This window comes from Paraburkholderia sp. WC7.3g (assembly GCF_050436345.1).
Taxonomy (GTDB): Bacteria; Pseudomonadota; Gammaproteobacteria; order Burkholderiales; family Burkholderiaceae; genus Paraburkholderia; species Paraburkholderia podalyriae.
This window is the reverse complement of sequence record NZ_JBNDMA010000002.1, coordinates 1,907,603-1,918,527: the sequence shown is the minus strand read 5'-3', so window position 1 is coordinate 1,918,527 and position 10,925 is coordinate 1,907,603. Positions and strand designations below refer to the sequence as shown.

Here is a 10,925-nt window from a genome sequence, read left to right as displayed (position 1 = left end):
AACCCGTCCCCAGGGCATAACCTGGCCGATTGGATGAGGTCAGAACGCGCGCAAAATCAGTTAGACTCGACGGCAGTTTCGCGCTGTCTTTTCAACTGCGGTTTTCTCGGTGAATGGATTCAGGTAGTCGATGCGCTATTCGGTCGAAATAAGAAAATTCCTTTATAGCCAGTATTTTTATGGCGGCCTGCGCATCGCGGTCGGCGTGTCGTTACCGGCCATCCTGTGCCTGCTCGTGTTCCACGATCGCGAGCTTGGCTTCACGATTGCGACCGGCGCGCTCGGCGCCTGCGTCGTCGACATGCCGGGCCCGCTCAAGTACAAGCACAACGAGATGCTGGCCTGCTCGGTGATCGGCTTTCTGTCCGCGCTCGCCACCGGCCTCGCCACCGTCAATCCGATCGCGCTCTGGTGCACGGTCGTGCCGCTCACGTTCGTGCTGTCGCTGATCGTCGTGTACGGCAACCGCTGGCCGCAGATCAGCTTCGCGACGCTGTTCATGATGATCATGACGCTGGAGGAGCACTTCACGCCGCTGCAGGCGCTCGTCAACGCGTCGTGGATTCTGCTCGGCGGTCTCTGGTACACGTACTGGTCGACCTTCGTGAGCCGCTGGATGATGCATCGGATCGAGCAACAGGCGCTCGCCGAAAGCGTGTTCGCGTGCGCGGACTATCTGCTCGCGCGCGCCGCGTTCTACGATCTCGACAACGATCTCGACGAGTGTTATCGCAACCTCGTCGACAAGCAGATCTCCACGGTCGAGCGTCAGGACGCCGCGCGCGACATCGTGCTGCGCAATCTCCCCAGGTTCAAGCGCGGCAAGCTCGAACCACGCCGCGCGATGCTGTACAACCTGTTCATCAATACCGTCGATCTGCACGAGTCGTTCGTCGGCGCGCAAACCGATTACACGCTCGTGCGCAGCACGTTCGGCGGCTCGGATCTGCTGGTGTTCTATCGCGATCTGATCCGCAAGGCGGCGGAAGATCTCGAGGAGATCGGCCTCGCGGTGCTGCAGAACCAGGCGCCGCGCAAGCGCGTGAACGTGAAAGCCGAATTGCGCGCGATCGAGTATGAAATCGAGCTGATGCGCAAGCAGGAACTGCCGACGCAGAACCCCGAGGCGTATTCGGCGGTGTCGTCGAATTTCCGCCGCATCTGGAGCGCCACGCGGCTGATCGACAAGATGCGCCGAAGCCTCGCCGCCGAACCGAGCCCGACCGAAACCGAACTGCGCATCGACCAGGCGCTGAGCCGCTTCGTGTCGAGCCGGCGCGTGCCGTTCGGACAAATCTTCTCGAATCTGACGATGTCCTCGCCGAGCTTTCGCCACGCGTTGCGCGTGACGATCGCGGTCGCCGTGGGCTTCTGGCTCGGCCGTCTGTTGCCGCTCACGAACGCGTACTGGATCGTGATGACCACCGTGATCATCCTGAAACCCGGCTACTCGCTGACCAAGCAGCGCAACGGGCAGCGGATCATCGGCACGCTGATCGGCTGCGCGGCGAGTATCGCGCTGATCATCTTCGTGAAGGAGCCGCACATCCTGATGGTCGTGATGTTCGCGTCGATGGTGATGAGCTACAGCCTGCTGCTGTTCAACTACGCGGCGAGCGTCGTGTTTACGTCGTCGTATGTGCTGCTGCTGTTCCATCTGCTCGCGCCGGGCAGCATGCGCATCATCGGCGAGCGCGCGATCGACACCGTGGTCGGTTGCGCGATTGCGATCGCGGCGAGTCATCTGTTCCCGTACTGGGAGTACCGCTTGATGGGCAAGCTCGTCAACAACATGATCAGCGCGACGCGGCAGTATCTCGAAGCGAGCTGGTGGTGGAGCGGCAAGCCCGCCGCGGCGGTGGTCGCGACCGTGACCGAGGCGGGCGCGCGTGCGCCGGCGGCGGCGATGGCAGACCCGGCGCTCGGCTTTGGCGGGCCGGCGTTTGCTGTCGCTGGAGTCGAAGCTGAAGTGGATGGCGGCGTCGGTGCGCGCGGCGCTGGGCGCGCCAGCCTGGCACAGCAGCTCGCCGACGCTAGCGACAAGGCGAACCCAGGCAACGCCACCCATGACACCGCCACGATCCGCAATGCGACCGCGCGCCCGGCAAGCGGTGCATCGGCCGCTGCCGCCGTGGCGGCCACCGCGCTCGACCGCGACTACCGCTATCGCCTCGCGCGCAAGAACGTCCACGTGGCGTTCGCGAATCTCGGCCAGGCGTTCCAGCGGATGATGCTCGAACCGAAGTCCGCGCAAAAGTTCGTGCCGGAGTTGAACGGTCTGCTGGTGCGCAGCCACGTGCTCGCGTCGCAGATCACGGTCGCCGCGCCGCTGTTGCGCACCTCCGCGCAACAGCAGCAACAGGTCGAGGACATCTCGCTACAGCCGCTGCAACGCGCGTTGAGCCTCGTGCGCGACAACCTGCGCGCCGCCGAAGCCGGCACCGCGTTGCCGGCCGAGCAAGGCGAGCAGATCAAGCTGATGAGTCGCGAGCTCGATGCGATGGTCGTCAAAACGGAGAAATCGCCGGACTATACGGCCGATGCCGTGCACGACACGAAGCTGCTCGCGCATCAATGCAAGCAGATGCTCGCGGCGTCCGCGCAGATTCGCAAAGACGCGAGCATGATCCGGCTGCCGGAGCAATGAAGCGGCAAGTGCGCTGCGGTTATTGCGCGACGCCGCTCGCCGGTTTGATCGCGTTGGCCGCCGCGGCCGCCTCCGAAGCCAACGACGGCACCTGCGCGCTCTGGCTGTCGAACTCGTGCTTTTCGCGGATCGCGTTGTAGATCAACGTGGCAATCACGAGCAGTATCGCCACCACGATAAAGACGGCGATGCCAAAGGTCGGGTTCTTCCTGCGCGGCGGTTTGTTCATGAAGCGGGCTCGGTTCGCGAAGCAGTCGCGGATGGGTCGGGAAGGCGGCATTCTACGCCCACGGGGCTTGCACGCGGCTTGCAGCCGAGCGGAGCGAGTGACACGGTTGACGGTGGCGTGCCCGCTTTAGAGGCAGCAAGCAGCGCACCGCGGTGTCCATCAATCGTCCGCGACTATCAGGTCACCGCCGAAGAGCGCACCGGCAACGCCGTCGAATACTTGATCTGCTCCATCGCAAAGCTCGAACTGACGTCGTACAGCGGCACGGCCGTGATCAGCTGCTTGTAGATCCGGTCGTAGTCGTCGATATCGGAGACCACCACGCGCAGCAGATAATCGGTTTCGCCGCTCATCCGGTAGACCTCGACCACTTCCGGAATGTCGCGCACCGCTTGCGTGAACGCGGCGGCCCACGCCTCCGTGTGCTGATTGGTACGCACCGCCACGAACACCGTGGTACCGACGCCGAGCTTGCGGGCGTCGCACAGCGCCACCTGCGCGCGAATCACGCCCGCCTCCTTCAGGCGCTGCAGCCGCTTCCAGCAAGGCGTCTGTGACAGGTTCACGCGCTGCGCGAGTTCGGCGATCGGCATCGTCGCGTCTACCTGCAGCAGTTCGAGCAGCTTCCGATCGATGATATCCATAGCCATACCACCACCCCTTTATAGGAAATTATTCTACTTTTCTGACAGTCGGGGGAATTATATGGAAACTCTTTCTCCGGCCATACCGGTATAAATATCGATACCGAAAATTGCCGACCAGCAGCGCACACGCTGCATCAAAACCATGAGCGACGACCTTCGCGCCACCGCTTTCGAGCATCTTCCCGACTACCTGAAGTCGCGGCCGGCCCCGGCCCGACCAGAAGCCGCCGCGTTGCCGCCGCACACGCTGGGCGAGATCGGGCGCACGCCGCTCGAGCGGCTGTGCGACACGCTGGACGCAATGTTCGAAAGCTGCGCGAAATTCCCGGAACCGTCGCATTCGACGTTCTTCGCACGCATCATGCGGCTCGCGCTCGCCGAGGCAGCCGCCGACCCGTCGCTGCTCGCACCGATGCAACGCGAAGGTGCCGCCGGCAGCTATCGGCGCCACCTGCTCGTCGCCGATCCGCAAGGCCGCTACGCGATTGCCGCGCTGGTCTGGCAGCCCGGCCAGGCGAGCCCCGTGCACGCGCATCACACGTGGTGCGGCTACGCGGTGGTCGAAGGCAAGCTGAGCGAAACGATCTTCGAATGGGACAATGTGCGGCAATGCGCGAGCACGCTGCGCGCCCTGGCGCGCAAACACGGCGCGGTGTCGTTCGTGCGCAGCGGCCGTGCTGCGATTCATCGGCTCGGCAACTGCAGCGATGCGCCGGCCGTGTCGCTACATATCTATGGCGTCGAAGGCGCGCGGATCGGCACTCACGTGAACGACATCGTGCGCGTGACCGACGCGGCGGAGCTGGTTTGACGCTTGCACGTCACGACGTGACGTGATCGCGCGATTACGCCGTTACCCGATTACGCAGTCACGCGAACAACCAGGCACGTGGCCGTCGTCGCACGGCCCTCAACAAACGCCCGCGTCAACTCTTCCCACTCACGTCACCCGCCGTAGGAATCTGCGGCGGAATCGACGCGGTCTGTCCGGTCGAGGGTGGCGCCGGACGCGGTTCGTGCGATACGTCGCGCGCAGGCGCAAGCGGCACATGTGTCGATGCGCGCGCCGACGGCCCAGCAACGCCCACTTCATACTCAGCCTCGCGCCGATACTCGTGCGCCGCGTCGCGGGCTCTTTCGTGCGTGGGTTCATGCGCCCTTTGATGGGCTTTGGCGTGGCCGCCGTCCCGCGCCTGCTGATGCGCATCGCCATGCGCGTGCCTGCTGTCATCGGCAACGGCCTCCACAGGCGCGACGAAGCCGGTCATCTCATCGTCGCGCAACGGCTCGCCCTCGCTATCCTTCGACGACGTGTACACCCGCATCTGCGCGACCGGAATCTCGATGCCCGCCTCGTCCATCTTGCGCTTGAGCCGCAGGTTGAACGCGCGCGCGACGCTCCATTGCTGCAGCGGCCGCGTCTTGATCTGTCCTTTGACGACCATCCAGTTCGGATCGAAGCGGTCGAGCCCCCACACTTCGATCGGCCCCAGCATCTCGCGCCGGTAGCGGAAATCGGCCATCAGCTCCGCGCCGACTTCGCGGATCAGCTGCGTGATCTCGTCGACATCGGTCGAGAACGACATGCGCACCTCGAACACCGCATACGCGAAATCGCGCGACAGGTTCTTCACGATCTTGATCTGCGAGAACGGAATCGCGTGGATCGCGCCCTGCCCGTCGCGCAGCCGCACGGTGCGAATCGACAGATGCTCGACCGTGCCCGCATGCCCGCCATCGACGTCGATCCAGTCTCCGACCGAGATCGTGTCCTCGATGATGATGAAGAGCCCGGTGATCAGGTCGGTCACCAGCGACTGCGCGCCGAAGCCGATCGCCAGACCGATCACGCCCGCGCCCGCCAGCAGCGGCGTCACGTTGATGCCGAGGTTCGCCGCGGTGACGATGCTCGCGATAGTCATGATCGTCACCAGCAACACGTTGCGCACGAGCGGCAGCATCGTACGCGCGCGCATGCTCGGGCTGCGCCCCTTATTGCGCGGACCGCCCGGATTGAGCGCCTCGGTGATCGCGGTGTCGACCAGAATCCACAGCAGCCATGCGATAAACAGGGTCGCGACGATGGCCGTCATCGCATGCGCGATGCCGCGCGCGGCGACGTTCTCCTCGATCACCGCGACCAGCGACACGCCCCACAGACGCGCCGCGAATTCGAAGAAAAACAGCCAGATGAACAGCGTCAGCAGCGTGCCGCAAAAGCGCAGCAGCCGCGTCAGGTACGGCGAGCGGCGCCGCGCGCGGGCGCTGCGCGGCCGCGTCATGCGTAGCACGATCGCCGACAGGAAGAACGCCAGCACCAGCAACAACGCGGTGACGATCGAGATCTGCAGCACGTTTTCGCTGGAGCCGGAGCCGCCGAACGTCGCGACCACCGACGCGGTCGCGAGCACCAGCACCGGCACGTGCCACAGCGCGGCGAGCACGTCGAACGCATCGGTCGCGGCCTTGTGGTCGTTGCGCTGCTCGTATGGCCGGTTGCGGATCAGGTGCGCGACCGGGCGGCGGAACGCGAGCGCGAAATAACCGGTCAGCACGGCGGCCGTCATGTTGGCCGCGGTCGAAAGCAGCGCGGCGAGGTTCGTGCCAAGCTGATGCTCGACGTCGTAATTGACGGCCGCGTCGCCGAGCGCGCCGCACACGCCGATCACGAACAGCACGCGGCGCGCGTGATCGATCAGCAGGCGCACCGCGATGCGCCGGTGGCCGGAGCCGAACAGCGAAAACATGATCAGACAGATCGCGGAAAACACCGCGCCCGCGACGATCGCATACGCGACCACCATGCCGAGAGTGCGGCCGAGCGCATCGGGCATCGCGCGCATGAACAGCAGCGCCGCGATGAACGCGATGATCCACGGACCGACGCGGCGCAGCGCGAAGATCACCAGCTCGAGCGTGGTGGGATTGGGCCGCAGCACCAGCTCGATGCCGAAGCGCCGGTACAGCCGCTGCTGCAGGTAGATCAGCGCGCCGGCACAGGCGCCCCAGCCGGCTAGCATCGCCAGCATCGCCAACAGAATCGTGCCGAAGCCCTCGCGTCCCTGGCCCGAGACGATCGTGTACAGCTCGTTGCCGGCCGCGGTCACGCGTCCGCTCCAGTAGCGCACCGGCGTGCGCCCCTGATGCACGTCGGATTCGAACGACGCGATGCCCGACGCGATTGCGCCGAGCAGGCCCGGGCTAGGCTGCGCGGGCGCGGCCGGGCCAACGGTTTGCGCGGCGTTTCGCGACACGTCGCGCAGCCTTTTCAGCTGGGTGACTAGCGCGCTGCGCTGGCGGTCGTTGTCGAGCGTGGCGATCACGCTGTCGAGCGAGTGCGCGAGTTCCGCCTGGCTTGCGGGCGACGGCGCCGACGCCGCCTCGGCCGCCGAGGCACCCGATGCCGCGGACGCGGGCGTCGTGTTCACCGTCGCACTGTTGATCAGGCTCTGCAACGCCGGGATCACCGGCGTGCCGCCGCCGACCGCGGGACCCGCTGCTTGCGCGATGCGCGGCAGCGCGCCGAGGCAAAGAATCAGCGCGGCGCACAGCAGCGCGGTGAACCAGCCACCGGCGCATGCGCTCGCGCGTGGGCGGGCGTCCCCGCTGGAAGTGTCGCGAGCGGTGGGTTCGGAGGACAGACGGGGGGCGGTGAGAATCGCCGGCTGCTGCGCGCCGCCAGACGGCGCAGCCTCGGACTCACACCATGACGGGCATGACTGCATGGCAATCCGTAAGAAAACGGCAGACGCCAGTGTAGCCGCAGTTTTGCCCAGCGCCGCCGAACATGCGTAACCGAATGTTAGTACGCTTGCGCGTCCGGCGAATTCGTACGCCAGCCGTCAGTACGCGACCGTCGCGATCTGGCGGATGAAGCGGCCCTGCTCCAGTTCGTCGACGAATGCGATCGCGTAGTCTTCGGCCGAAATGCGGCTATTGCCGTCCGCGTCCGCGATCAGCGTGTTCGCGCCCGTGCGGAACTTGCCGGTGCGCTCGCCCGGCGCGATCAGCGCGGCCGGCGCAAAGAACGTCCAGTCGAGATCGGTCACGCCGCGGTAATAGTCGAACGCGTCGCGGTGCGCGAGCGCGATGCCCTTGTACGCGTCCGGAAATCCGTCGGTTTCGACCAGTTGCTTGCCCGGCGCGACTTCGAGCGAGCCTGCGCCGCCCACCACGACGACGCGCTTCAGCCCGGCCGCGCGCACACCTTCGACCAGCGCGCGCGTGGCTTGCGTCAGCGGGGCGAGATCGCCTTGCGGCGGCGAATACGCGCTTGCGACGACGTCGTGACCGCGCACCGCCGCGCCGACACTCGCGGCGTCGAGCAGATCGGCCCGCGACGCATGCAGGTTCGCGACACCGGCCGGCACGCGCGCCGGATCGCGCACGAGTGCCGTCACCTGATGTCCGCGCCGCGCCGCTTCCGCGGCAATCCGCGAACCGATCATGCCGGTCGCGCCAAACAAGGCGATCTTCAGTTGCTTGCTCATATCAGCGTACTCCTCAGGTTGTCCTATATGTAACCCGAACAGTTACATATAACGAGAAAAAAAGCGGGGCGTTCACCCCGTTGGTTTGTCAGGCACGCGTGCCGGGATCATGCGACACGCGCACCGCGACACTGCGCTTCTATCGTTCACTACCGTCGCGTCTGGCGCGCGAACGCACGCTCTCAAGCACGACGCTTGCGCTTGCGCTCGCGCTGCTTCTCGGAGCGCACGACGTCGGCGGTCGCATCGGCGAGCGTGCGCGCGGCCAGCGTCGCCTCCATCGCCTGCTGCGCTTCGTCGATGATGTCGCGCAGCACGCTCTGGATATTGCGCCCCACCATGCAGGCGGGATTCGGCTCCTCGCGATGCAACGCGAGCAATTGCGCGTCTTCCACCGCGCGATAGACGTCGAGCAGCGTGATCTGTTCCGGCGGCCGCGCGAGCAGCGCGCCGCCACCGGCGCCCATCTGCGACGTGGTGAGGCCGGCGTCGGACAGCATGGCCAGAAGCCGGCGAATGAGCGCGGGATTCGTGTTCACGCTGCCCGCAATCATCTCCGACGACAGCGGCACGCCGCCCTGCAGCGACAACAGCGCGAGCACATGCACGGCAAAGGCAAACCGGCTACTCGTGTTCACAGCAGATCCGTCCCGCAACGACAATGTGTAACCATCGTAATTACATTTATTCCTGAAGTCAAACCGTGAAAACCGGATCTAACGGCGCGTGGCTCATTTGTCCATCTGCTTCTGCGCGTCGGCGGAATCGGACGACGAAGCCGACGAGCCCGCATTCTGCGCCGACCACGCCTGCAGCTTGCGCCCCGCCGTTTCGAGGCCCTGGCCCGTGATCGACGCGGCCTTGCCGAGCTGCGCGTCGGCCGCGCTCGCCGCGTTCTGCAGGTTGGCCTGCGCGCTCGACGCGAGCGCGGCCGGATCGATCCTGATCGACGGCGCGGAGGCCGATTCGAGGTTCTGCTGTGCGGCGTCCTTGGTCGCGTCGACCTGCTGGCCGACGTAGCTCGCGGCCTGATCGAGCTTCTGACCGGCAACCTGCGCGGCGTCATTGAGCTTGCCCGCGACCTGGCCGGCCGACGCGTCGTTCTTCTGACACGCGGCCAGCGCGCCGAACACGAGGACCACGACCGCCGCGCGGCGCAATAACGATGAGGAAAGGGATGAAATCATGGATCAGGAAGGAGCCGCGCCAGGCGGCTCGCGCATGCGAAGAGGTGCCCATGATACCGCCGTTGCGCCGCTCGGCCGCTTCAACTCGCCCCGGCGAGGCGGTCGCGGTTCTACAACGTCACCAGGCCAAAGCCATGCACGAGCGCCGCATGAACGATCACGCCGTGCGGATCGGCAGCCGCAAGAGCCGCGCTGTCCTGCGTGAGATGCTCGATATTGCCTGCGGCGGCCTTTTCCGCAAGCAAACGCGGCGGCATGATTCGTCACACTCTAGCCGTCGCGTTTCCGAAACGCGGCCTCTCCGGCATCTGACACCTCGACCCACTTCGGATCGGGAGCGGCGCCGGGGACGTAAGTGTCGTTCCAGTTCCACCACTTGTACGGTCGGCTCTGCGGGTAGCCCTCCGGCGAATCCTCCCAATTCTCCTGCCGCCCGAGCGCCGTCATGTCGAGGTAGCTCCAGAGGGTGCCCATCGCCTCGTCACCACGCCCGTTAATCAGGTACGTGCGGAACACACGCTCACCTTCACGGATGAACGCGTTGTGGCCGTGCCATTCGGCCACGTCGAAGTCGGCGTCGAAACTGCCGGTGATGGTGTACCAGGGGATCATCTCCCAGCCCATCCGGGTTTTCAGCCGCGCGATATCGGCTTGCGGCGCGCGCGAGGCGTACACGAGGGTGGTGTCGCGAGCATGCAAATGGGCGAGGTGGGAAACCTGGTCGGCGCCCAGGGAACAGCCAATGCACGCGTGCTCTGGCCACCCGTGCACGCCAGGCTCGAAAAAGGCGCGATAGATGATCAGCTGGCGGCGGCCCTCGAACAGGTCGAGCAGGCTTACTCTGCCCTCGGGCCCGTCGAACGCATACGCTTTTTCCACCGCAAGCCATGGCATCCGCCGTCGCTCGGCGGCCAGCGCGTCGCGGGCACGCGTCAAGGCTTTTTCCTTGACGAGAAGCTGCTCGCGCGCAGCCTCCCACTCTGGCCGCGACACAATCGGTGGTGTTTTCATGGCAGGCTGTCCGTCTTTGCCGTCCTTCTCAGGTGACTGATTCGTCGTCATTGCAACCTCCGGGTTAGAGCGATGTCCTGTGTGTTCGGGTGGAAACGCGATTCGCTCACCGGCCATCGCTCGCTGCTGGTGATGGGATAGTTTAGGTCGCCAGACAGCGAATGGTGGGAGTGACAAATGTGACGCGATTCCTTGTCTGGCGGCTTGATTCAGAAGAAGCAGCGCCAGCGACGGCCGGCCACCGACGAGCGTGGACATGCAACGGCGCTCGCCGCAACCCCGCTCAACGGCGCCCGGCAATTCGGAATCCTCTGATAGTTGCAGGCGGGACGCCTCCCTATAGTCGCGGCCCTTTGGGGAGTGCTGTTTCCATGAAACTGATCGACTGGACCGTCACGCTCGTCATCCTGCTGATGGCGATCGTGTTTTTCTGCGCGCGCCGGCCGCCAACCTGGCCGCACAACCACCGCGCCCGGCACATCGCAGGCACCCGTCTGCTGATGCAGGCCGCGTGCGCACTGTGGCGGCGCTGCTGATCGTCACGAACGGCCTGCTAGCCGTCGAGTGTCTTGCCGGCGTTCGCCCGACGCCGATCGAATCGTTCGCCGGCATCGCCGTGCTGCTCGCATGCAGCCGCTACTGGTCGGTGCGCGACAGCAGACTGCTCAGGCCGCGGCAAATTTTCGCCGGTTGCTGAGCGAGCAGAGGCAACCC

General features: G+C 65.5%; 10 protein-coding genes and 1 pseudogene. 3 read left to right on the top strand and 8 right to left on the bottom strand.

Features of this window, described 5'->3' with window-relative positions; all coding sequences use genetic code 11:
* Positions 1-130 precede the first annotated feature (130 nt).
* Positions 131-2,647 (top strand): FUSC family protein, encoded by a 2,517-nt coding sequence (locus OKW43_RS20315; protein ID WP_429449401.1) that lies wholly within the window; start codon positions 131-133, stop codon positions 2,645-2,647.
* Positions 2,648-2,666: 19 nt separating this feature from the next.
* Here the strand turns inward: OKW43_RS20315 and OKW43_RS20310 are convergent, their stop codons facing one another.
* Together OKW43_RS20310 and OKW43_RS20305 are read right to left on the bottom strand one after the other, a co-directional pair.
* On the bottom strand, positions 2,667-2,876 hold the full coding sequence (locus tag OKW43_RS20310; RefSeq protein WP_429449399.1) for a hypothetical protein: 210 nt from the start codon (positions 2,874-2,876) through the stop codon (positions 2,667-2,669).
* A gap of 176 nt (positions 2,877-3,052) precedes the next feature.
* Positions 3,053-3,526, bottom strand: a complete 474-nt coding sequence (locus OKW43_RS20305; protein ID WP_187632829.1) for an Lrp/AsnC family transcriptional regulator — start codon at positions 3,524-3,526, stop codon at positions 3,053-3,055.
* Positions 3,527-3,665: 139 nt separating this feature from the next.
* On the opposite strand from OKW43_RS20305, the gene OKW43_RS20300 reads away from it, so the two are divergent.
* Complete coding sequence (locus OKW43_RS20300) at positions 3,666-4,334, top strand: cysteine dioxygenase (RefSeq protein WP_429449396.1); 669 nt, start codon at positions 3,666-3,668, stop codon at positions 4,332-4,334.
* 115 nt (positions 4,335-4,449) lie between these two features.
* Here the strand turns inward: OKW43_RS20300 and OKW43_RS20295 are convergent, their stop codons facing one another.
* From OKW43_RS20295 to OKW43_RS20270, 6 genes are all read right to left on the bottom strand, one after another.
* Positions 4,450-7,248, bottom strand: a complete 2,799-nt coding sequence (locus tag OKW43_RS20295) for a mechanosensitive ion channel family protein (RefSeq protein ID WP_429449394.1) — start codon at positions 7,246-7,248, stop codon at positions 4,450-4,452.
* Between the two features lie 117 nt (positions 7,249-7,365).
* Positions 7,366-8,013: an NAD(P)-dependent oxidoreductase gene (locus tag OKW43_RS20290; protein ID WP_429449392.1), complete on the bottom strand. Its 648-nt coding sequence runs from the start codon at positions 8,011-8,013 to the stop codon at positions 7,366-7,368.
* Positions 8,014-8,195: 182 nt separating this feature from the next.
* Positions 8,196-8,651, bottom strand: coding sequence for an Rrf2 family transcriptional regulator (locus OKW43_RS20285; protein ID WP_429449390.1), 456 nt, complete (start codon positions 8,649-8,651; stop codon positions 8,196-8,198).
* A 93-nt stretch (positions 8,652-8,744) separates the two neighbouring features.
* Positions 8,745-9,200 carry a hypothetical protein gene (locus OKW43_RS20280; RefSeq protein ID WP_429449388.1) on the bottom strand — a complete coding sequence of 152 codons (456 nt, stop codon included), beginning with the start codon at positions 9,198-9,200 and terminating at the stop codon, positions 8,745-8,747.
* Between the two features lie 110 nt (positions 9,201-9,310).
* Entirely contained in the window at positions 9,311-9,457 is a 147-nt protein-coding gene (locus OKW43_RS20275) for a hypothetical protein (protein ID WP_187632955.1), read from the bottom strand.
* 13 nt (positions 9,458-9,470) lie between these two features.
* Positions 9,471-10,262 (bottom strand): DUF899 domain-containing protein, encoded by a 792-nt coding sequence (locus OKW43_RS20270; protein WP_429449385.1) that lies wholly within the window; start codon positions 10,260-10,262, stop codon positions 9,471-9,473.
* A gap of 320 nt (positions 10,263-10,582) precedes the next feature.
* Between OKW43_RS20270 and OKW43_RS20265 the strand changes: the two are divergent.
* Positions 10,583-10,908 (top strand): annotated as a pseudogene (locus OKW43_RS20265) (hypothetical protein).
* Positions 10,909-10,925 lie beyond the last annotated feature (17 nt).